General features: G+C 59.4%; 23 protein-coding genes and 1 pseudogene. 4 read left to right on the plus strand and 20 right to left on the minus strand.

Translation table 11 applies throughout. From position 1 onward, the window contains the following. Positions 1-138 (plus strand): annotated as a pseudogene (locus R1W00_RS11700) (electron transfer flavoprotein subunit alpha/FixB family protein); the annotation flags it as partial. Between the two features lie 60 nt (positions 139-198). Here the strand turns inward: R1W00_RS11700 and R1W00_RS11705 are convergent. Further along, entirely contained in the window at positions 199-1,014 is an 816-nt protein-coding gene (locus R1W00_RS11705; protein WP_317262931.1) for a DUF6473 family protein, read from the minus strand. Between the two features lie 163 nt (positions 1,015-1,177). On the opposite strand from R1W00_RS11705, the gene R1W00_RS11710 reads away from it, so the two are divergent. Next, positions 1,178-2,053, plus strand: a complete 876-nt coding sequence (locus tag R1W00_RS11710) for a 3-hydroxybutyryl-CoA dehydrogenase (RefSeq protein WP_317262932.1) — start codon at positions 1,178-1,180, stop codon at positions 2,051-2,053. On the opposite strand, the gene R1W00_RS11715 is transcribed toward R1W00_RS11710, so the two are convergent. The 7 genes from R1W00_RS11715 to R1W00_RS11745 are packed head-to-tail and all read right to left on the minus strand — an operon-like array spanning position 2,050 to position 7,387. Continuing rightward, on the minus strand, positions 2,050-2,919 hold the full coding sequence (locus R1W00_RS11715) for a lysophospholipid acyltransferase family protein (protein WP_410901551.1): 870 nt from the start codon (positions 2,917-2,919) through the stop codon (positions 2,050-2,052). The two genes, R1W00_RS11710 and R1W00_RS11715, sit on opposite strands and share 4 nt — an antisense overlap. 18 nt (positions 2,920-2,937) lie before the next feature. Beyond that, entirely contained in the window at positions 2,938-3,207 is a 270-nt protein-coding gene (locus tag R1W00_RS11720; RefSeq protein ID WP_317262934.1) for an HPr family phosphocarrier protein, read from the minus strand. Between the two features lie 4 nt (positions 3,208-3,211). Next, the gene (locus R1W00_RS11725) at positions 3,212-3,604 is read right to left on the minus strand and encodes a PTS fructose transporter subunit IIA (RefSeq protein ID WP_317262935.1); all 393 of its coding nucleotides are present in this window, start codon (positions 3,602-3,604) and stop codon (positions 3,212-3,214) included. Then, entirely contained in the window at positions 3,601-4,509 is a 909-nt protein-coding gene (gene rapZ / locus R1W00_RS11730; protein ID WP_317262936.1) for an RNase adapter RapZ, read from the minus strand. Before rapZ ends, R1W00_RS11725 begins: the two co-directional genes overlap by 4 nt. Further along, positions 4,506-4,940, minus strand: coding sequence for an HPr kinase/phosphatase C-terminal domain-containing protein (locus tag R1W00_RS11735; protein ID WP_317262937.1), 435 nt, complete (start codon positions 4,938-4,940; stop codon positions 4,506-4,508). The genes rapZ and R1W00_RS11735 overlap by 4 nt, the downstream gene beginning before the upstream one ends. 15 nt (positions 4,941-4,955) lie before the next feature. After that, on the minus strand, positions 4,956-6,650 hold the full coding sequence (locus tag R1W00_RS11740) for a sensor histidine kinase (RefSeq protein ID WP_317262938.1): 1,695 nt from the start codon (positions 6,648-6,650) through the stop codon (positions 4,956-4,958). A 35-nt stretch (positions 6,651-6,685) separates the two neighbouring features. Further along, positions 6,686-7,387 (minus strand): response regulator transcription factor, encoded by a 702-nt coding sequence (locus R1W00_RS11745; RefSeq protein WP_317262939.1) that lies wholly within the window; start codon positions 7,385-7,387, stop codon positions 6,686-6,688. A 336-nt stretch (positions 7,388-7,723) separates the two neighbouring features. Here R1W00_RS11745 and R1W00_RS11750 point away from each other — a divergent pair, with 336 nt between their 5' ends. After that, a complete protein-coding gene (locus tag R1W00_RS11750; RefSeq protein WP_317262940.1) occupies positions 7,724-9,322 on the plus strand; it encodes a phosphoenolpyruvate carboxykinase in 1,599 nt (532 codons plus the stop codon). A gap of 53 nt (positions 9,323-9,375) precedes the next feature. On the opposite strand, the gene R1W00_RS11755 is transcribed toward R1W00_RS11750, so the two are convergent. Next, positions 9,376-10,146 carry a sulfite exporter TauE/SafE family protein gene (locus R1W00_RS11755; RefSeq protein WP_317262941.1) on the minus strand — a complete coding sequence of 257 codons (771 nt, stop codon included), beginning with the start codon at positions 10,144-10,146 and terminating at the stop codon, positions 9,376-9,378. Between the two features lie 163 nt (positions 10,147-10,309). Between R1W00_RS11755 and R1W00_RS11760 the strand changes: the two genes are divergently transcribed. Next, the gene (locus tag R1W00_RS11760; RefSeq protein ID WP_317262942.1) at positions 10,310-12,001 is read left to right on the plus strand and encodes an acyl-CoA dehydrogenase family protein; all 1,692 of its coding nucleotides are present in this window, start codon (positions 10,310-10,312) and stop codon (positions 11,999-12,001) included. 3 nt (positions 12,002-12,004) lie between these two features. Here the strand turns inward: R1W00_RS11760 and recO are convergent, their stop codons facing one another. The 11 genes from recO to folK form a co-directional block, all read right to left on the minus strand. Further along, positions 12,005-12,727, minus strand: coding sequence for a DNA repair protein RecO (recO, locus tag R1W00_RS11765; RefSeq protein WP_317262943.1), 723 nt, complete (start codon positions 12,725-12,727; stop codon positions 12,005-12,007). 12 nt (positions 12,728-12,739) lie between these two features. Then, a complete protein-coding gene (locus R1W00_RS11770; RefSeq protein WP_317262944.1) occupies positions 12,740-13,069 on the minus strand; it encodes a DUF1491 family protein in 330 nt (109 codons plus the stop codon). A gap of 8 nt (positions 13,070-13,077) precedes the next feature. After that, positions 13,078-13,989, minus strand: coding sequence for a GTPase Era (gene era / locus R1W00_RS11775; protein ID WP_317262945.1), 912 nt, complete (start codon positions 13,987-13,989; stop codon positions 13,078-13,080). Beyond that, complete coding sequence (rnc, locus tag R1W00_RS11780; protein ID WP_317262946.1) at positions 13,982-14,671, minus strand: ribonuclease III; 690 nt, start codon at positions 14,669-14,671, stop codon at positions 13,982-13,984. Before rnc ends, era begins: the two co-directional genes overlap by 8 nt. Next, a complete protein-coding gene (gene lepB, locus R1W00_RS11785; RefSeq protein WP_317262947.1) occupies positions 14,668-15,453 on the minus strand; it encodes a signal peptidase I in 786 nt (261 codons plus the stop codon). Before lepB ends, rnc begins: the two co-directional genes overlap by 4 nt. Before the next feature lie 53 nt (positions 15,454-15,506). Then, on the minus strand, positions 15,507-15,908 hold the full coding sequence (gene acpS, locus R1W00_RS11790) for a holo-ACP synthase (RefSeq protein ID WP_317262948.1): 402 nt from the start codon (positions 15,906-15,908) through the stop codon (positions 15,507-15,509). Continuing rightward, entirely contained in the window at positions 15,905-16,669 is a 765-nt protein-coding gene (locus tag R1W00_RS11795; RefSeq protein WP_317262949.1) for a pyridoxine 5'-phosphate synthase, read from the minus strand. Before R1W00_RS11795 ends, acpS begins: the two co-directional genes overlap by 4 nt. Before the next feature lie 33 nt (positions 16,670-16,702). After that, on the minus strand, positions 16,703-17,353 hold the full coding sequence (locus R1W00_RS11800) for a DUF2062 domain-containing protein (RefSeq protein WP_317262950.1): 651 nt from the start codon (positions 17,351-17,353) through the stop codon (positions 16,703-16,705). Between the two features lie 18 nt (positions 17,354-17,371). Further along, complete coding sequence (locus tag R1W00_RS11805; protein WP_317262951.1) at positions 17,372-19,498, minus strand: bifunctional (p)ppGpp synthetase/guanosine-3',5'-bis(diphosphate) 3'-pyrophosphohydrolase; 2,127 nt, start codon at positions 19,496-19,498, stop codon at positions 17,372-17,374. 52 nt (positions 19,499-19,550) lie between these two features. Continuing rightward, entirely contained in the window at positions 19,551-19,904 is a 354-nt protein-coding gene (gene rpoZ, locus R1W00_RS11810) for a DNA-directed RNA polymerase subunit omega (protein WP_317262952.1), read from the minus strand. 87 nt (positions 19,905-19,991) lie between these two features. Then, a complete protein-coding gene (folK, locus tag R1W00_RS11815; RefSeq protein WP_317262953.1) occupies positions 19,992-20,579 on the minus strand; it encodes a 2-amino-4-hydroxy-6-hydroxymethyldihydropteridine diphosphokinase in 588 nt (195 codons plus the stop codon). Positions 20,580-20,625: the final 46 nt, after the last annotated feature.

Raw genomic sequence — 20,625 nt, forward strand, 5'->3', positions numbered from 1 at the left:
CTTGCAGGCATGAAAGACAGCAAGATCATCGTCGCCATCAACAAAGACGAAGAGGCCCCCATCTTCCAAGTCGCAGACTACGGCCTCGTCGCAGACCTCTTCGAAGCAGTCCCAGAACTCACAGAAAAGCTGGGCTAAACCGCCACTGCGATAGAGATAGAAAAGGCCCGCCGGTTTGGCGGGCCTTTTTCGTTTGGATCACGCGGCCCACCGCACGGATACAAGCGGCATCAGGGCATCGGCGACCTCATCGTGCACCGCAACACCGGGCAGGCCTGAGGCGGCGGGGGCCTCCATCGGATCAAAGATCATGCCGCGTGTCCCGACCTGTAAGGCGGCCTCGCTAGGCTCAACGGTCACAACATTGCCGAAGCTGCCCGCGACCTGCTCGATCATCTCTGCGCTGATAAACAAGGGTTCCTGCCCCAATCCCGCCGCGTCCATTCCACCACGCAGGTGCAACAGAATGCTGTGCTCGGGCAGTTGATTGGCCAATAGCTTCATCCGCGCGACCCATGCGGTTTTCAACTCATCCTCGACCATCTGATAGCGATCCGGTGCCAAGACGCGCAGACGGCTGAGCATATGGCGGGTAAAGCTGAATTCGGTGAAATCAACGTCGTGAAACACCGCTTTCATCGTGGCTGAGGCACGGATAAATCGATCATTGCGCCGCGGATGCACCGAGTAGAATCGGTTGCTCATATTCTGGGCCCCCATCGCCTGTACAATCACGACTTCGGCTTTTTGGCACAGATCAAGAAGCGTCGGGTCATGCAAAAATGCATCAATCCCCGCGCCCGGACAGCCAAGGTTGATCACCTGCTGCGCGATTCGCTCTTCCAGACGCTTTGGATAGGGAATTTCGACGAACTTGCCGTATGTTTCCGTGCCACCGATCACGGCGCAATATTGTTTCGCTGGCCGTCGTTTTGGTCCCCGTAACAGCAGTTTCGACGCACCATACCGACATGGAAAGTAATCAAGTGCACCCGCACCTGTTCTCTGAAACATGGTCTCACCCACTCTATTTCGATTCACCCAAGGCCAGAGTGGGGCGGGGAGCCTTATCAAAATGCTAAACCGCAATTTTTATGAAATTGCGTCGTAGGGTTCTATCTTGCACCAAAGTCGGCATCGGACCTAAGGTCACCCCACACGAGGGTAAGGAAGAACCATGGATATCAAATCAATCGGTGTGATCGGCGCAGGTCAGATGGGGAACGGCATCGCCCATGTGATGGCCTTGGCCGGATATGACGTGATGTTGAACGATATCTCACAGGATAGCCTGAACAACGCTGTGGCCCTGATCGGCAAGAACCTTGAGCGCCAAGTCTCGCGCGACAAGATCACCGCCGAGGCCAAGGCGGACGCCCTTGCCCGCATCAAGACAACCCTGCAACTGCCCGAGCTGGGTCAAACCGATCTGATCATTGAAGCCGCGACCGAGCGTGAAACCGTCAAGGCCGCGATCTTTGAAGACCTACTGCCGCATCTGAAACCGACGACGATCCTGACCTCGAACACCTCGTCGATTTCCATCACCCGTCTGGCCAGCCGCACCGACCGGCCCGAGAAATTTATGGGCTTTCATTTCATGAACCCCGTGCCGGTGATGCAACTGGTCGAACTGATCCGCGGGATTGCGACGGATGAAGAAACCTTTGCCGCCTGTCACAAGGTGGTGGCGAACCTTGGGAAAACCGCGGCCAGCGCCGAGGATTTTCCGGCCTTTATCGTGAACCGGATCCTGATGCCGATGATCAACGAGGCGGTGTACACCCTGTATGAGGGCGTCGGGAATGTCGAAAGCATCGACCGGTCCATGCGCCTTGGCGCGAACCATCCGATGGGTCCGCTAGAGCTTGCCGATTTTATCGGGTTGGACACCTGTTTGGCGATCATGAACGTGCTGCACGACGGTCTGGCGGATACGAAATACCGCCCCTGCCCCTTGCTGACCAAGTATGTCGAGGCCGGTTGGCTGGGCCGCAAAACCCAGCGGGGCTTCTATGATTATCGCGGCGAAACGCCGGTCCCAACCCGCTAAAGCGACAGGGTCTTTTCCCGCAGCCACGCCATAAACCCTCGCGAATTCGTGGACCAGCTTTCGATCTCGTCGCGCCCGATTACGGGGCCGACGATCGGGGCCTGTGGTTTATGGCGGGCATGCACGACCTCATGGATCAACAGCCCCTGACGCAGGGTCGCGGACAGCTTGTTCGCGATCAAATACGCGCGGGAATTCTGACCGGGAAATCGGACCGGCACCACCACCGCGCCCGAACGTTGGATCATCTTGGCGGTGAACGGGTTCCACTCGGCCTCTTCGGCGGGGCCGAAAAACGTCTCGCTATTGGCGACTGCGCCCGACGGGAAAATAACCACGACACCGCCGCCCTTTAGGTGCGACATCGCGCGTTTGCGCATCTCTAGGTTCCGTTCGCGCGCATCCGCCTCATGCGGAAAGGGGACGGGAATAACGAACGGGTCAACCTCATCCGCGCCAGTCAGGATCGCGCGGGTCAGGATTTTGTAATCCGTACGGACACGCCCCACCAGTTCGGCCAGAACCATGCCATCGACCAAGCCGTGCGGATGATTGGCCACAATAACAACGGGGCCGGTTTTCGGAATTTGCGCGATTTGCTCATCCGGCGTTGTCAGAGGGATGTCCAGCAATTCAAGCGCACGGCCCCAGAACGCCTGTCCCAGTGTCCGCTCACCCCGTTCATATTCTCGGATCAGACGCAGCAAGGTGATCTTGCCGGTCAGCCATTCCATCGTACGGATGATCGTCGCCTGAACCGGATTCTCAAACGTGTTGGCGTAGGACAGGCGACGCTTGTCATAGGGCTCGACCTCTGTCTGGTCGATCGGGGCGTTGTCCGCAGTCTTGGCCAAAACGTCTCTCATCCGGTCCGAGTGATCGGATCAATATTCTTCGCCGAAACGGTCCGCGACAAGCACCCGAAGGGCATTCGCCAACTGATCCGCATCATTTCCCGATGTCGTGACCTCAATCTGGGTGCCTTTTGATGCAGCCAGCATCAATAAACCCATGATTGAATCACCTGACGCACTCATCCCGTCTCTGGCGACCTCGGCGCGGGCATCAAACGATTCGACCGTTTCCACGAATTTGGCCGAGGCCCGCGCGTGCAGGCCCTTTTCGTTGATGATGTCCAAAACCATGTCTGCCATGTGCTTAACCCGGATGCCCGTCGAAACTGTTGATATATTTGCGCCCCGCAACCAGCGCCTGTTGCACCGCGTCATCGACGCTCAGGCCGCGCGATTTGGCCAGCTTGATCAGCATGGGCAAATTCGCACCGTACAGGATTTTGCGATTATCTTGATCACAGGCCCTCAGCGACAGGTTCGAGGGCGAGCCGCCAAACATATCGGTGACAACAACCACGCCGTCGCCCTGATCCACGTCATCGGCGGCCTGCGCGATTTCGGTCTGTTTCACCGACCTGTCATGATCGGCCTCTATAGTGATGGCACGAATACCCGTCTGGCGGCCCACAACGTGTTCCACCGCAGATAGATATTCTCTGGCGAGACCGCCATGCGCTACGATCACAATGCCGATCACGCAGTTTTCCCCATTTGGTTGGCCCCGCTTTGCGACGCCTGCCGTTCTAATTCCCGATGCCTTTTAGACACCCGCCAACCGGCATCTGCAAGCGCAACACACAGTTTTTCCGCAACAGTGACGGAACGGTGTTGCCCGCCGGTGCACCCAAAGGCGATTGAAAGGTGCGATTTACCCTCATCAAGGTAGGCAGGTAACAGCAGCAGCGTCAAATCCAGAACTTTATCAAAGAACGGATCGAATCGCGGGTCCTCGCCCACATAGGTGGCTACGCGCGCGTCCTGCCCGTTCAGGCGGCGCAAATCGGGCTGCCAATAGGGGTTACGCAGGAACCGGCAATCAAACACCATGTCCGCCCCTCGCGGCACCCCGCGCTTGTAGGAAAAGGAATGCACCGACACAGCGAGCTGTGGCCCCTCTTCACGGGAATAAAGGCGTTTCACCTCGGCCTTGAGGTCGTGAATGGTCAGATCGCTGGTATCGATCAGGCAATCGGCCAGTGGTTTCACCGTGCCAAGGATATCCAGTTCGCGCGCAATGCCGTCTGACGGGCTCTCCGCCGGTGCCAGAGGGTGGCGGCGGCGGGTTTCGGAATACCGGCGCACCAGGACGTCGCTGGCACAATCCAGATACAGAACCTCGACCGCCAGATCGGCCCGCGCGCGCAGTTGCGCGATCAGATCGAACATTGCAACGGCGCTGAACTCGCGGTTCCGCGTATCAAGGCCAAGCGCCATGGGCGGGCCACTGATCCCTTCGGCAAACAAGCGTGGGACCAGAGAGAACGGCAGGTTATCGATCGTCTCGTACCCCAGATCCTCAAACGTATGCAGGGCGGTTGAGCGCCCCGCGCCCGACGGTCCCGTCACGAGGACAAGACGATATGGCGCGGTCCGGTCACTCATGCAAATCGCCCCTGTTTGACGCGCTGCAAAATCGCCGCGGCAAAGGCAGGCGTGTCGACATGGCGTTGAAGAGGTACGGAAATATCCAAGATCGTCGTCTCACAGGGATCGGGCAAACGCTCGACCTCAGGTTGGTTCAGATCGACGACCAGATCAACCGCGACTTTGGGCAACGTGGTCGCATGCAACAGACCCACGCCACGCGCCTCAATCACGCCACGGATCGTCGGAGGACAGGTAGCCCACAGCGTGCCATCGCGCACGGTCAGAGTGGTCCGATCATCGGCGACCAGAACCGCGCCATAGGCCATCAATTGCAGCGCAAGCGAGGACTTCCCCGCCCCCGCATCCCCGAGGATTAGAACACCGCGCCCAGCGACCGCGACACAGCTTGCATGGAGGGTCTCACTCGGGGCCATGATGTCCGGCATCGCCCCGTCCCGCGCTTAGATCGGCAGACCGACGACAAACCGCGCGCCCAGCGGATCGGACGTCACATCGGCGTCGGTGGGACGGATGTTTTCGGCCCAGATCACGCCGCCATGCGCCTCAACGATCTGCTTCGAGATCGCCAGACCAAGGCCCGAGTGATTGCCGAACTGCCCCACGGGACGTTCGGAATAGAAGCGGTTGAAAATCTTGTTCAGCGCCTGTTCGGGAATGCCCGGACCGGTGTCTTCGACCACGACCAGAACGCGGTTATCGCGGCGCCGCGCCCAAATGCGCACCGCATCGCCGTCCTCACAAAAGGATACCGCGTTGGTGATCAGGTTCACGAACACCTGTGCCAAACGCGCCTCAAGCCCATGAATTTGAATGGGATCGGCGGGCAGGTCAGAGATGAAATCGACACCTTTCGACCGCGCCTCATTGCCCAGATATTCCGACAGGTTCGACACCAGCTTGATCAGATCAAAGGATTCTTCTTCTTCCTTGACCAGTTCGCTGTCCAGACGCGAGGCGTTCGAGATGTCGCTGACCAGACGGTCCAGACGACGCACGTCATGTTCGATCACATCCAGCAGTTTCTTGCGCTGTTCATCGGTTTTCGCCAGATGCAGCGTTCCCACAGCCGAGCGCAGCGACGCCAGCGGGTTCTTGATTTCATGCGCGACATCGGCGGCGAATTGTTCGTTCGCGTCGATCCGGTCGTAAAGGGCCGTCACCATCCCGCGCAGTGCCCCCGACAGGCGGCCAATCTCATCCGGGCGGCCCGATAGATCGGGAATGCGAACGCGGCTGGGGCTGAGTTTGCGTGCGTTCTTTTCGCGCCCCACCTCGGCGGCGGTGGCCAAATCGGAGAGCGGGTTCGCAATCGTGCTTGCCAGAACCAAAGACAGGCCCACCGACACCAGAATGGCGACCACGAACATCTGATAGACCTGTTCACGTTCGGCGCGGATGATCTCATCAACCTCACCTGCGGCCGAAATCAAACCGACCGCACCGGCGAAGGTCCCGTTCACTTCGACCGGCGTGACGACCGTAAAGACGTTCTTGCCATTGCCATCCGCACCCGAGCGCAGGATCGTCCCCTCACGCGCAACAACGTTGGCCAGTTCCTTGACGTTCGCCACGGTTCCGGCGGTGTTCCCGTCCGTTTGGCGGCGCGCGCTTGTGCTTAGGACGCCCTCAACCACGGTGTTCAAGAAATCGGTGATAATCGTCGAACGCTCGGCCCCATTTTCGGGCAGGATCACGCGCGGAACCAGACCTTCGGACGTCGCGACCAGTTCACCGTTTGCCGAGAACAGAACCACCTGCAAACCTTGAGGCAAATCCAGACCGCTCATCGTCTGGCTGGCGTCGTCGGCCTGATCGGCGGACAGGGTGGGCGCGCCCGTCGCGGACAGGCGGGCCTCAAACACATCGGCGATCAATTCAGCCTGACTGACAAAGGCAGAGGCGCGTTGCCGCAGCATGCTGTCCCGCCCCGGATCAAGGTACAGAACCCCCGCCAACAGAACAAAAAGCCCGACCAGATTGAAGGTGATGATCTTGCGGGCCAACGGCGAGCGGTTCAGGGAAATCCAGCCCCGTTTCTTGCGTTGATCAAGCAACGCGCGGTCGGCCTGTGCGGGAACGACCCAGTCGTCCCCCAATACCACAACGCCACCACGTTCCTGTCCGGTGTCCCGCATATGTTTATCCTGCTTCGAGCCCAACGCGTCGCGGCTTATTCTTCGTTATAGCGATAGCCGATCCCATAGAGGGTCTCGATCGCCGAAAAATCACCGTCGGCCTGACGCATCTTTTTGCGCAGACGTTTGATGTGACTGTCGATGGTGCGGTCGTCGACATAGACCTGATCGTCATAGGCCACATCCATCAACTGATCGCGGCTTTTGACAAAGCCGGGACGTTGGGCAAGTGCCTGTAGCAAAAGGAATTCTGTCACGGTCAGGGACACATCCTTGCCCTTCCACGTCACGCTGTGGCGCAGGGGATCCATGACCAGATCACCACGTTCAAGGACCTTGGTCTCTTCGGTGACCGGACCGACATCGCCCGAGATCACCTCTTGGCGGCGCAACAGCGCGCGGATGCGTTCGACCAGCAGACGTTGGGAGAACGGTTTTTTGACGTAGTCATCCGCGCCCATCCGCAGGCCCAGAACCTCATCAATCTCGTCATCCTTGGAGGTCAGGAAAATCACCGGCATCGAGGTTTTCTGGCGCAACCGCTGCAACAGATCCATGCCGTCCATGCGCGGCATCTTGATGTCCAGTACGGCCATATCGGGCAGGCGCTTGTTAAAAGCGTCCAGCGCAGATTGGCCGTCATTATATGTTTCGACTTCGAAGCCCTCTGCCTCAAGCGTCATAGAGACCGAGGTCAAAATATTCCGATCGTCATCGACAAGTGCGATCCGTGACATGGGAGAAATCCCTTTATACTGCTCAATGCCCAATTTTTGCCTCATTGTCCCGACTTTCACCAAACGAATCAACCGATAACTGCGAATCACCTGTCGCATCTGACGGCAATTCCGTCGAATTTTGGTTACCAGGTCACAAATTCGATCCTGCGACGGACTCCGGTTGCGCTAAACCACGGCAGGTTAGCGCAAACGTACTGCTAGGGTCCTATTTCTTCTTTCGGTCCGCATGATAATAGGCAGCACCCGCCCTCCGGCGGGTAGCGGCGTTAGAGGTGCCGCTAGCCTAAATCCATAATCGGCCGCATAAGGCGGACGGCGACAGGAGCAAACAATATGACAACTGGACGGGTAAACCCCTCGCAGCGCTTGGAAGATCAGGGAATCGCAGGGCTGGGCCAGGTCTATTATAACCTCATGGAGCCCGCCTTGGTTGAGGCGGCCCTGAAACGCGAAGAAGGCACTTTGGGTCAGGGGGGCACGTTCCTCGTTTCCACCGGTGAGCACACCGGTCGTTCGCCCAAGGACAAGTTTGTTGTTCGCACCTCCTCTGTCGAAGACAGCATCTGGTGGGAAAACAACAAACCGATGGAGCCCGCCGCGTTTGACCAGCTGTATGACGACATGCTGGAGCACATGAAGGGCCGTGATTATTTCGTTCAGGACCTGTTTGGCGGCGCTGACCCCGAACACCGTCTGGACGTGCGTATGGTGACCGAACTGGCATGGCATGGTCTGTTCATCCGTCACCTGCTGCGCCGTCCCTCGCGCGAAGAGCTGGACACGTTTGCCCCCGAGTTCACCATCATCAACTGCCCCAGCTTCAAGGCCGACCCTGAAAAACACGGCTGTCGTTCGGGCACGGTGATCGCGCTGAACTTTGATAAAAAGGTCATCCTGATCGGCGGCACCGAATACGCAGGTGAGAACAAGAAATCGGTCTTTACCCTGCTGAACTACATCCTGCCGGGCAAAGGCGTGATGGCGATGCACTGCTCGGCCAACCACGCAATCGGCAACCCCGTCGATACGGCTGTGTTCTTTGGCCTGTCGGGCACCGGTAAAACCACCCTGTCCGCCGATCCCGAGCGCGTTCTGATCGGTGATGACGAGCACGGTTGGTCGGATCGTGGCACCTTCAACTTCGAAGGTGGCTGCTATGCCAAAACCATCAACCTGTCCGCCGAGGCCGAGCCGGAAATCTATGCCACCACGCAGAAATTCGGCACCGTCATCGAGAACATGGTGTTCGACCCCGAGACCAAAGAACTGGACTTCGAGGACGACAGCCTGACCGCAAACATGCGTTGCGCCTACCCGCTGGACTATATCTCCAACGCGTCGGACACCTCGCTGGGTGGTCACCCGAAAAACATCATCATGCTGACCTGTGACGCGTTTGGCGTTCTGCCTCCGATCGCGCGTCTGACGCCGGCGCAGGCGATGTATCACTTCCTGTCGGGCTTTACCTCCAAGGTCGCTGGCACCGAAAAAGGCGTGACCGAGCCCGAGCCCACCTTCAGCACCTGCTTTGGCGCACCGTTCATGCCGCGTCGCCCCGAGGCCTATGGCAACCTGCTGCGCGAAAAGATCGCCAAGCACGGCGCGACCTGCTGGCTGGTGAACACCGGTTGGACCGGTGGCGCATATGGCACCGGCTCGCGTATGCCGATCAAGGCAACCCGCGCGCTGCTGCACGCGGCTCTGGACGGTTCGCTGAACAGCGCGACCTTCCGCAAGGATCCGAACTTTGGCTTTGACGTACCGGTCAAGGTCGACGGCGTTGCCGAGGTTCTGCTGGACCCGCGCCGCACGTGGGACGATCAGGCCGCCTATGACGTTCAGGCCAAGAAACTGGTCGAAATGTTCGCTGATAACTTTGCGCAATACGTGCCGTTTATCGACGAAGACGTCAAAGCCGCCGCAATCGGCTAAGTTTTATCCACTCACGAACATGGATCAGGCGGCCCTAGTGGCCGCCTTTTTCGTTACCCCATGATCCCCTTGCGCAGCAGGTTCACCCCCGCAATCAGCAACACAATCAGGGTCAGCTTGCGAAACAAGATAAGGTTGATCCGGTCCTGAATGCGAAAGCCGACCCACAGCCCCGCAAAGGCCGGCGCGATCATCACAACGGCAAGCGGCAGGGTCGCCGCGTTCAGCACACCCGACCCGAAATGCGACGCGGTCAGGATCACGCCGCCGATCAGGAATACCACCCCCTGCACCAAAATCATCTCGCGCTTTTCGGTGTTATAGGTCAGCAGGTAGGCCACCAACGGCGGACCCCACACGCCCGACACGCCACCAAAGAACCCCGCCACCGCGCCAATGATCACCTCATGCCGGTTGCGGTTTTCGGACGGGCGCACCAAGGGACGACCTGTCAGTTGGCTGAGGACAAACACCACGATGCCGCCGCCGATGATCAGGTACATCAGCCAATAGGGCAGATCGGGCACCAACGGCGCCGAGACCGCGATCATCACCATCATCGCCCCGATAAACCGCCAGTATTTGCGCACCATCTGCACCGCAACATCCGGCCCAAGGCGCAGCGCCTGCGCCAGATTGGTCAGAACCGTTGCCAGAATCAGTGTCGCCAGCGCGGTCGGCGCGGGCAAAAACGTCGACAAGCCGGAAATCATGATCATAGGCATAGCGAATCCCACTACCCCTTTGACCAGCCCCGCAACAAAGGTCACCATCACTGCAAGCCCGAAAAGCGCGGGGGATAGTCCGAAAGTCTCATGAATCATGGGTGGTCCGCCTTTTTCCCGAGCTATATCGCACTTTTACGGTGCTGCACCGCAATAAATAGCCGCGACAGATTGCTTCAATTGGCATGTTTCATTTGAATTATTGTTGCGCTGCACCTGCAAAGAGACTACATCCGTGTGAACCGCAGAAAAGGAGCCACCGATGCCCCACGATGGACAGGATATGCCCCGCGCTATGACCGAAAACGCTGTACTGACCGATCTTGTTGCGCTGACTGCTGCCGCTGTTGCGCCGACCGAAACCGTACTGAACACCGCAATCGAACGCCTGCGCGCGATCGTCACCGTCGATGGCCGCGTCTCGGGCGGCAAGGTCGAGGAAAACCAGCACGCCGCACACGGTCTGGCATGGCTGGCGACCTATGTTGAATCGCTGCGCCAGATGAACAAATGGGCCGCGAAACTGTCCGGTGAAGGCAAGTTCGGCGAGATCGAACAGCTGCTGCTGCAAATCGCGTTCGGCGAATATCTGGCCCAGATCCGTGGCGGCATCATGATGAGCCAGAACGAGATCGTGCGCCTGTCCGACATCGGTCTGGACGCCGCCGATCAGGCCGTTCTGGACACGCCCGAGATCAACACCCTGATCGCAAGCGGCAACACCCAAGCCGCCCGTGGCCGTCTGGTTGACCTGATGCAGGACAACTCGTTCGCGACCGTCGGGGCCAGCGGTCTGGACGAAGAGCTTGAGATGATCCGCGAACAGTTCCGCCGCTTTGCCGACGAACGCGTGGTTCCTCATGCCCACGAATGGCACCTCAAAGACGAACTGATCCCGATGGAAATCATCGAGGAACTGGCCGAAATGGGCGTGTTCGGCCTGACCATCCCCGAGGAATTCGGCGGCTTTGGCCTGAGCAAGGCGTCGATGGTTGTTGTGTCCGAAGAACTGTCGCGCGGTTACATTGGCGTTGGCAGTCTTGGCACCCGCTCCGAGATCGCCGCCGAACTGATCCTGTGCGGCGGCACGGACGAGCAGAAGAACAACTGGCTGCCGAAACTGGCCAGCGCGGAAATCCTGCCCACCGCCGTCTTTACCGAGCCGAACACCGGTTCCGACCTCGGCAGCCTGCGCACCCGCGCGGTTAAAACCGAGGACGGCGATTATGAGATCACTGGCAACAAAACGTGGATCACCCACGCCGCCCGCACCCACGTGATGACCCTGTTGGCGCGCACCGACCCGAACACCGACAACTACAAGGGTCTGTCGATGTTCCTCGCCGAGAAAACCCCCGGCACGGATGAGGACCCGTTCCCCACGCCGAACATGACCGGTGGCGAGATTGAGGTTCTGGGCTATCGCGGCATGAAGGAATACGAGCTGGGCTTTGACGGGTTCAAGGTCAAAGGCGAGAACCTGCTGGGTGGCGAAGAGGGTCAGGGCTTTAAACAGCTGATGCAGACCTTTGAAAGCGCCCGCATCCAGACCGCCGCACGCGCCATCGGCGTTGCGCAAAGCGCGCTGGAAACCGGCATGCAATATGCCATCGACCGCAAGCAATTCGGTCAGTCCCTGATCAACTTCCCCCGTGTGGCGGGCAAGTTGGCGATGATGGCGGTGGAAATCATGATCGCGCGTCAGCTGACCTATTTCAGCGCGTGGGAAAAAGACAACGACCGTCGCTGTGACGTTGAGGCGGGTATGGCCAAACTGTTGGGCGCCCGTGTCGCATGGGCCAGCGCCGATAACGCGCTGCAAATTCACGGTGGCAACGGCTTTGCATTGGAATATCAGATCAGCCGCATCCTGTGTGACGCGCGTATCCTGAACATCTTTGAAGGTGCTGCCGAAATTCAGGCACAGGTCATCGCGCGCCGCCTGCTGGGCTAGGCGTCACTCATATCGCGCCAAGGCGTCGATCAGACGCTGGCGCGCTTCTGGTAACGGCTTGTCCCCCAATGCGGGGGCAAGCCGATTTTCGATGAAATAGCCCGTCATGCTCAGGCCATCGCGGATGTCCTTGGCCGTCACCGCCCCCTGCCCCAACAGACATTGCGGCAAGGGCAGCAATCGCGGCGCCCAGTCGCCCGCGGCATCACGGCTAACGGCGCGCCCCGATTTCGGGGACACATAGGCCAGATCATCCCGCGACCCCGTCACCGCGCATTTGTTCAGCTCAAGCCCAAAGCCAAGCTGGTCCAGCAACTCAACCTCCCACCGGAGATAGGCCAACGGCCATGCGTCCCCGTGGGTCAACAGATCGAACAGGGTCTCGGTCTGGGCATAAAATGCGGGGTACGGTTCGCGTTCGGGCAGGGCAAAGGACAACAACGACGTCAGCGCGTTCAGCCCCGCAAGACCAAGGCGATCGTTCAGGATATCCGCACGCTGGCGGATCGGTTCCACGGTGAAACTGCCGATATGATCTTCAAGCCGCGCGCGCCACGTAACGGACACTTGTCCCCCTGGTTGCAGGATCGGCGCGAACCGACGCGATGCGCCTCCGCGCACGACACCCATGTGCCGCCCATGCGCGGGCGTGAACAGATCAACAATGGCCGAGGTTTCGCCATGGCGGCGTGCGCTTAGAATTATGCCCTCATCGCGCCATTCCACCGCTGTCGCCCCCTATGCCAAACCGTCCTGATCCAACAAATGCCGCCCCTGCCGGTCCTCGACCTCAATCACCCAGAGGTCCGGATCATTGGCGCGCTGGCGGGTGATGGTCTGATCGACGTCGCCCTCGGGGCCACTGATGACACAGTCCCATACGCGATCCCCGCTCATCAGATCAAACCGGCGTTCATAGAGGGCCGCCTGCCCGTCCAGCGTGGATTGCTTGACCAGAACACTACCGGCAACGTCATCCCCGCGCGCCACGACAAAGGCCGGAATATCCACCAACCGCAACCGCGCCAGATAGGCCTGAACCCAGAATTCTGCGGCCAGTCGGGCCATCGGACCCCCTAGTTCCCGTCGCGGAAATCCAGCCCCATTTCGGAATAGCGCTCAGACTCCTCAAGCCAGTTCGGACGCACTTTGACCTGCAAAAACAGGTGCACTTTGCGATCCAGAAATGTCTCAAGCTCTTCGCGCGCGGCCTTGGACACGGCCTTGATCGTCTCACCCTTGTTGCCCAGAACGATGCCCTTATGCCCATCTCTGGCGACATAAATGATCTGATCAATGCGGGCCGAGCCGTCTTTGCGCTCTTCCCATTTCTCGGTCTCGACGGTCAACTGATAGGGCAGTTCCTGATGCAAACGCAGGGTCAGCTTTTCGCGCGTCATCTCGGCCGCGATCATACGCATCGGCAGATCGGCGATCTGATCCTCGGGATAGAGCCACGGCCCCTCGGGCAGACGCTCGGCCAGCCATTCCCGCAGGTCATCCACGCCATAGCCACGTTCGGCCGAGATCATAAAGGTCTGCGCGAACGGATAGGCCTCGTTCAGCTTGGCCGACAGATCCAACAGAACCTCGGCCTTGACGCGGTCGATCTTGTTGATGGCCAAGGCGACCGTCTGGTTCGGCGTCACCCGTTCGTTCAGCGCGTCGATGATCGCGTTGACCCCGTCGGTGATGCCGCGATGGGCCTCGATCAACAGAACCACGATATCGGCGTCGGCGGCCCCACCCCATGCGGCGGCGACCATCGCGCGGTCCAGACGGCGGCGCGGACGGAACAGACCGGGCGTGTCGACAAACACGATCTGGGAATCCCCTTCCAACGCCACGCCACGGATGCGGGCGCGGGTCGTTTGCACCTTATGCGTCACGATGGACACTTTGGCACCGACCATGCGGTTGGTCAGGGTGGATTTGCCGGCGTTCGGCTCACCAATCAGGGCGACAAAGCCCGCGCGAGTGTCAGCCATCCTTGGCCTCCAGTTTGCTCAGCAGGACCTCGGCGGCGGCCTGTTCGGCCTTGCGCTTGGATCCGGCGGTGGCTTGGGCGGACTGGCCGCTGTCCAAGGTCACCTCAATTGTGAAATTCGGGGCATGATCGGGACCCGAACGCGATACCTCGCCATAGCGGGGCGGTTTTTGTTTGCGGGCCTGCGCCCATTCCTGCAGCACGGTCTTGGGGTCGCGCGCGTCATCCTCGACATTGTGGACCCGTTCGCCCCACAAACGCAAAACCAATTCCTTGGCCGTTTCAAACCCTGCGTCCAGATAGACGGCGGCAATCACCGCCTCCATCGCGTCGCCAAGCAACGCCTGTTTGCGCCGCCCGCCCGACATCATTTCCGAACGACCCAGTTTCAGCACCGCGCCAAGATCAATCTCGCGCGCGACTTCGGCACAGGTTTCCTTGCGCACGAGGGCGTTGAACCGCGGGGCAAGCTGCCCTTCGCTTGCCGTTTTATCGGCGGCGAACAAGGCGTCGGCCATCGACAGGCCAAGAACGCGGTCACCGAGAAATTCCAGACGTTGGTTATCAGGACGGCTTGGCCCCGAAATCGACGGATGCGTCAGGGCACGGATCAGCAATTCCGGCTGGGCGAAATCATGGCCCAACCGGTCAGAGAATGCTTTGAGTTCCGCAGATAGTTTCACTCGACCGCCTTAAAGAAACGATCGCTGCGCCACGTCCAAAAGAAGAACAAGGACCGGCCAGCAGACGAGAACATGATGCGGTCCGCACGACCGATCAGATATTCGCCGGGCAACATGCCAACCCCACCAGCCAGTTGCGAAACACGGCTATCTTGGCTGTTGTCGCGGTTGTCACCCATAAAGAAATAATGGCCTTCGGGCACGGTAAACAGGTCCGTGTTGTCCGTGAACTGACGCTCACGTATGTCCAGGACGCTGTAGCTGACGCCGTTGGGCAGGGTTTCGACATAGCGGTCCTTGACGCAATCGCCACCGTCGCCAACCGGAGCCTTGCACTCGGGCTCACGGCCCACGGGACCTTGCTTCGCGTAGGTCTCAATGAACTGCCCATCCGGCACTTGGGGCACGGGGGTGCCATTCAGGATGATCTGGCCATTCACGATTTGGATCGTGTCACCCGGCAGGCCGATCAGGCGTTTGATATAATCGGTGCCATTGGTCGGGTGACGGAATACGACGACATCCCCGCGCTCGGGCTCGGACGCGAACAGGCGACCCTCAATCGGGCACATGGAGAACGGGCAGGAATATTGCGAATAGCCATAGGCCATTTTGTTGACGAACAGGAAATCGCCAATCAACAGCGTGTCTTTCATCGACCCCGACGGGATCCAGAAGGGCTGAAAGAACAGGGTGCGGAACACACCCGCAATCAACAAGGCATAGACAATTGTCTTGATGGTTTCGACGATACCGCCGTCGTTATTTGCTTTCGCCGCCATAATCTTTCCTGCCACTAAAGGTGTTTGTTTCTTGGGCATCCGGCCCCGCAGAGTCAAGCCAAAGGCCGCGCCTCAATCACGACAAAGGCCTGAGCCCACGGATGATCGTCGGTCAATGTGACATGGATGATCGCCTCATGACCATCGGGGGTCATTTTCGCCAGCCGTTCTTTGGCCCAGCCGGTCACATGCATCACGGGCTGGCCGGTCTCTAGGTTGGCGACAGCCATGTCTTTCCACGAGATGCCCATGGCCAAACCGGTGCCAAGCGCCTTGGAACACGCCTCTTTCGCGGCCCAGCGTTTGGCATAGGTCCCCGCCTGATCGCGGCGGCGGTTCGCCTTGGCCTGTTCGACCTCGGTGAAAACGCGGTTTTTAAACCGGTCGCCATGCCGGTCCAGCACCCGCTGAATCCGTTCGATATTCGCCAGATCGCTGCCGATACCAAGGATCATACGCGCGCGTCATCCATCAGGCGGCGCATTTCGCCAATCGCCGTGGGAAGGCCTGTGAAAATCGCCTCACCGATCAGGAAATGCCCGATGTTCAGCTCCATCACCTGCGGAATTGCGGCGATGGGGGCGACGGTGTCGTAGGTCAGACCATGACCGGCGTGCACCTCTAGGCCCAACTCATGCGCATAGGCGGCCATTTCGGTCAGGCGGACCAGTTCGGCGTCGCGCTCGTCAAACTTACCCTCGGCGTGCAGATCGCAATAGGCGCCGGTGTGCAATTCGATCACGGCGGCCCCGATGCGCGCCGCGGCCTCGATCTGGGCCTGATCGGCGGCGATAAAGATCGACACGCGGCAACCCGCCTCGCGCAGGGGCGCGATGAAATGGGCCAGACTGTTTTCTTCGCGGGCAACCTCAAGCCCGCCCTCGGTTGTGCGTTCTTCGCGTTTTTCGGGGACGATACAGACCGCATGCGGTTTATGGCGCAGGGCAATCGCCTGCATCTCGGCCGTCGCAGCCATCTCAAAGTTCAGAGGCAGGGTCAGTTCCGCCATCAGACCCTCAATATCGGCGTCCGAGATGTGGCGGCGATCCTCACGCAGGTGGGCGGTGATGCCGTCGGCACCGGATTGCTCGGCAATCTTGGCGGCGCGGATCGGGTCGGGATAGGCACTGCCCCGCGCGTTGCGCACAGTCGCCACGTGATCAATGTTCACGCCCAAACGCAGCTTGCCCAGAGGGGTGTTCGCGGTCTCTGACATCTTCGCACTCTTTCCTTGCGCGGGCACGCGGCCCTAGGGTTTCTTGGTCGGCTTGCCTTCTGCGGCGGCGGCGCGGCGGGCCAGAAACTTTTTGCGCAGGCGCGCCGCGCGGTGTTTCTGATAGGCCGAGACCACCGGCAGGCTGAGGTAATAGCACGCCAGACCGGCAACGATCCCCGGCAAAATACCCCCAACAAGATAGGGAAGGAACACCTCGTCAAAGAACCGCGACAGATTTTCCCAATGCGCGTCGGCATCCGTGAAGAGGGCAAAGAAGTTCCGCCACAGATCATTCGCCGCGCTGGTGAATTTCTCGATCAGCGACGCCTCGACATCCCCATGCGGGCGCGATCCCAAAATGAAATGCCCGACCTTGAGGGACACAACCCCAATCGGCAGGTAGGTCAGCGGATTGCCAAAAAATGTCCCCGCCAGAGCGGCCCAGACATTGCCCTTGACCGCGCGGGCGACCAAGGCCGCCAAAAGGAAATGCGCGCCGTAAAACGGGGTGAACGCGGTAAACACGCCCGCAAAGATGCCGCGCGAAATACGATGGGGACTGTCGGGCAAACGCCGTACACGGTGACGCAGGTAATGGAACGCGCGGCTCCAGCCGCCCTTGGGATAGATGAAATCCGCCGCACGCTTTAACAGAGATCGTTTTTCGCGGCGTTTAAAGACCAAGGTCTGCGTCCTCTGGCATTACGGTTGGCGTGTCACATCGCGAAAGCGGTCAATCGCGGCCACATCGGTATCGGCCTCAAGCGCGGTCATCACCATATGCAGGTGTTCAACGTCGCGCATGTCGATATCGATCAACAGCCGGAAGAAATCGGACTTTCGATCAGCGAAATGCATGTCTGAGATATTGGCCTTCTGCTCACCGATCAAGGTGCAGATCCGCCCCAAAACCCCTGCATCGTTCCGGATCGTCACATTGACGGTCACATTATAGATGGCGGGGTGTTTGCCCGAGTGCCAGTGCACGTCGATCCAGCGGTCCGTCTCGTCCTCAAGCTCGGCCAAGGCGGGGCAATCAATGGCGTGCACCATGACCCCGCGACCAGGATAGGTGATGCCGACGATACGCTCGCCCGGAACCGGCTGACAGCATTGGGCGCGGTTGGCCTGCTTGTCGCTGTCGAGACCGACGACAGCACGTTCGGCGGTGATTTCATCCCCTTGGGACGTGGCCAGATCGGGATAAAGCGCCTCAACCACCTGCGCGGCGCGCAGCTCGGCACTGCCCAAACGGGCAAGGACCTCGGTCCCGCTGGACAGGCCAAGGGTTTTGGCCGCCGTGCGCAGGGCCTTATCGGTGGCCTTTTTGCCGACGTGCTCAAACGCCACACGGGCCAATTCGCGGCCTAGCTTGATGAACCGTTCGCGGTCCTCTTCGCGCAGGGACCGGCGGATCGCGGCCTTGGCGCGGCCCGTGACAACGATGTCCAGCCACGTGGGCTGCGGGCGCTGACCCTCGGCGGTGATGATCTCGATCGACTGGCCGTTTTTCAGACGCGTCCACAGGGGCACTCGGATGCCGTCGACCTTGGCGCCCACACAGCTGTCGCCGATGCGGGTGTGGATCGAATAGGCATAGTCCAACGGCGTCGCACCCTTGGGCAACTTGATCACATCGCCCTTGGGGGTAAAGCAGAACACCTGATCCGAATACATCTCAAGCTTGACGTGCTCGAGGAATTCATCGTGATCCTCGGCGTTTGCAAAGCTCTCGTTCAGGGTCGCCAGCCATTTCGCCGGATCAACCGCGAACGGGTTTTCCGCGCGCACACCATCGCGATAGGACCAGTGCGCGGCGACGCCCGCCTCGGCGACCTCATGCATTTGGCGGGTGCGGATCTGCACCTCAACCCGCTTACCATCGCGCCCCGACACCGTGGTGTGGATCGAGCGATAGCCGTTGGTTTTGGGCTGGCTGATATAGTCTTTGAACCGGCCAGGTACAGCGCGCCACCGGCTGTGGATCGCCCCCAGCACGCGGTAGCAATCGCTCTCGTTCTTGGTGATAACGCGAAAACCGTAGATATCGGACAGACGGGAAAAGCCCTGCTGCTTTTCACGCATCTTACGCCAGATGCCATAGGGCTTTTTCGCGCGGCCAAAGACGTCGGCGTCGATTTCCGCCTCTTCAAGCTCGTGGCGAATGTCCTGCGTGATCTTGCCGACCACATCGCCCGTCTCTTTTTGCAGGTTGATGAACCGACGGATAATCGAATTGCGCCCCTCGGGGTTCAATACGCGGAACGCCAGATCCTCAAGCTCTTCGCGCATCCACTGCATCCCCATGCGACCGGCAAGGGGGGCGTAGATATCCATGGTCTCGCGGGCCTTTTGGGCCTGCTTTTCGGCGCGCATGGATTTGATCGTGCGCATATTGTGCAGACGGTCGGCCAGCTTGACCAAGATCACCCGCAGGTCCTTGGACATCGCCATGAACAGCTTGCGAAAGTTCTCGGCCTGTTTGGTCTCGGTCGAGGACAGCTGAAGGTTGGTCAGCTTGGTCACCCCATCGACCAGTTCCGCGACGTCCTTGCCGAACAGATCCACCAATTCCCCATAGGTGGATTTGGTGTCCTCGATCGTGTCGTGCAGCAACGCGGTGATGATCGTCGCATCATCCAGACGCATCTCGGTCAGGATGGCGGCAACCGCAACGGGATGGGTGAAATAAGGCTCCCCAGACTGACGGAACTGACCATCGTGCATCCGCTCGCCATAATCATAGGCAAGACGGATCAGGTCTTCGTTTGTCTTGGGGTTATAATTGCGGACCAGAGAGATCAGGTCTTCGACATCGATCTTCGGCATCCGGTCCGCATCCAGTAACGGGGGCGCCCGTGCGGCACCCCGCGTGGTTCAATTACTTCTGACCCTGTGCTTCCATCAGGGCGCGCAGCATCTTCTCTTCGGACATATCATCGTCCGCAGGCTTGTCTGCCTCGCCACCCATCAACAGGGCCATGGCGTCCTCTTCGGGCTCGTCAACCTCGATCTGGGTCTGGTTGCTCTCGATCATGCGCTCACGCAGATCAGCCGCCGATTGGGTTTCATCCGCAATCTCGCGCAGGGCAACAACGGGGTTTTTGTCGTTGTCACGATCCACGGTCAGTTCGGCACCCGACGACACCTCACGCGCCCGATGGGCAGCAAGCATCACCAGTTCGAACCGGTTCGGAACCTTGTCAACGCAATCTTCGACCGTCACGCGGGCCATTGTGCACTCCAATCCAACAGGGAAGTAGAAACCGCTTTCTATGCCTTCTGATTTATATTGACAAGGCCGGAATCCAACCCGAACCGCCTAAATCGCCTGTATTTCAGCCTTTTGAGCGTCGGGTAGACCGTCAAGCATCTGCTGAACAGAGCGCCCGAGAATCGGATGAACCCAGTCAGGCGCAACATCCGCCATCGGAACCAGAACGAAACCGCGCTCGTGCAACCGAGGGTGCGGCAGAATCAATTGATCCGGCGCCTCCTCCAACTGTCGCCTAGGCGACAGTTCCATCCAGTTTTTCAGGACAATTTCGTCGGGTAAAATGCGGCTTGCGACAGCCAGCAGATCCAGATCCAACGTTCTGGCGCCCCATCGCGACACTCTTTCCCGTCCAAAACGGGCCTCAATTTCGTGCAAGTGACGCAAAACTGCATCGGGTTCGCCCTGAAAGGCTAAGGTCGCGGCAGCATTGACAAAATCCGGTCCTGCACCTTTCGGGAAACAGGGCGTCTGGTAAAAACGGCTTACTTTCAACAACTTGAATGGCGCGCGATCTAACTCATCCACGGCCGCTTGCACCGTTTGACGCGGACCGCCATAGGTCGAGGTCACATTAGAGCCAATTGCCACAATTAGGTGATCGTCAAATTGTTGACACGACGAGGGTTGCGACACCTTCTTACATCCCTTAATCCGAATACTTGTTCCGCAATATATATAT

Source organism: Rhodovulum sp. FJ3, from assembly GCF_032918305.1.
In the GTDB taxonomy this organism is placed as follows: domain Bacteria; phylum Pseudomonadota; class Alphaproteobacteria; order Rhodobacterales; family Rhodobacteraceae; genus SAT37.

Bases quoted from the DNA above. Each gene is read 5' to 3' on its own strand.
- R1W00_RS11705 (WP_317262931.1), bottom strand. From the start codon at position 1,014: ATGTTTCAGAGAACAGGTGCGGGTGCACTTGATTACTTTCCATGTCGG.
- R1W00_RS11710 (WP_317262932.1), top strand. From the start codon at position 1,178: ATGGATATCAAATCAATCGGTGTGATCGGCGCAGGTCAGATGGGGAAC.
- R1W00_RS11715 (WP_410901551.1), bottom strand. From the start codon at position 2,919: ATGAGAGACGTTTTGGCCAAGACTGCGGACAACGCCCCGATCGACCAG.
- R1W00_RS11720 (WP_317262934.1), bottom strand. From the start codon at position 3,207: ATGGCAGACATGGTTTTGGACATCATCAACGAAAAGGGCCTGCACGCG.
- rapZ (WP_317262936.1), bottom strand. From the start codon at position 4,509: ATGAGTGACCGGACCGCGCCATATCGTCTTGTCCTCGTGACGGGACCG.
- R1W00_RS11735 (WP_317262937.1), bottom strand. From the start codon at position 4,940: ATGCCGGACATCATGGCCCCGAGTGAGACCCTCCATGCAAGCTGTGTC.
- R1W00_RS11740 (WP_317262938.1), bottom strand. From the start codon at position 6,650: ATGCGGGACACCGGACAGGAACGTGGTGGCGTTGTGGTATTGGGGGAC.
- R1W00_RS11745 (WP_317262939.1), bottom strand. From the start codon at position 7,387: ATGTCACGGATCGCACTTGTCGATGACGATCGGAATATTTTGACCTCG.
- R1W00_RS11750 (WP_317262940.1), top strand. From the start codon at position 7,724: ATGACAACTGGACGGGTAAACCCCTCGCAGCGCTTGGAAGATCAGGGA.
- R1W00_RS11755 (WP_317262941.1), bottom strand. From the start codon at position 10,146: ATGATTCATGAGACTTTCGGACTATCCCCCGCGCTTTTCGGGCTTGCA.
- R1W00_RS11760 (WP_317262942.1), top strand. From the start codon at position 10,310: ATGCCCCACGATGGACAGGATATGCCCCGCGCTATGACCGAAAACGCT.
- R1W00_RS11770 (WP_317262944.1), bottom strand. From the start codon at position 13,069: ATGGCCCGACTGGCCGCAGAATTCTGGGTTCAGGCCTATCTGGCGCGG.
- era (WP_317262945.1), bottom strand. From the start codon at position 13,989: ATGGCTGACACTCGCGCGGGCTTTGTCGCCCTGATTGGTGAGCCGAAC.
- lepB (WP_317262947.1), bottom strand. From the start codon at position 15,453: ATGGCGGCGAAAGCAAATAACGACGGCGGTATCGTCGAAACCATCAAG.
- acpS (WP_317262948.1), bottom strand. From the start codon at position 15,908: ATGATCCTTGGTATCGGCAGCGATCTGGCGAATATCGAACGGATTCAG.
- R1W00_RS11795 (WP_317262949.1), bottom strand. From the start codon at position 16,669: ATGTCAGAGACCGCGAACACCCCTCTGGGCAAGCTGCGTTTGGGCGTG.
- R1W00_RS11805 (WP_317262951.1), bottom strand. From the start codon at position 19,498: ATGCCGAAGATCGATGTCGAAGACCTGATCTCTCTGGTCCGCAATTAT.
- rpoZ (WP_317262952.1), bottom strand. From the start codon at position 19,904: ATGGCCCGCGTGACGGTCGAAGATTGCGTTGACAAGGTTCCGAACCGG.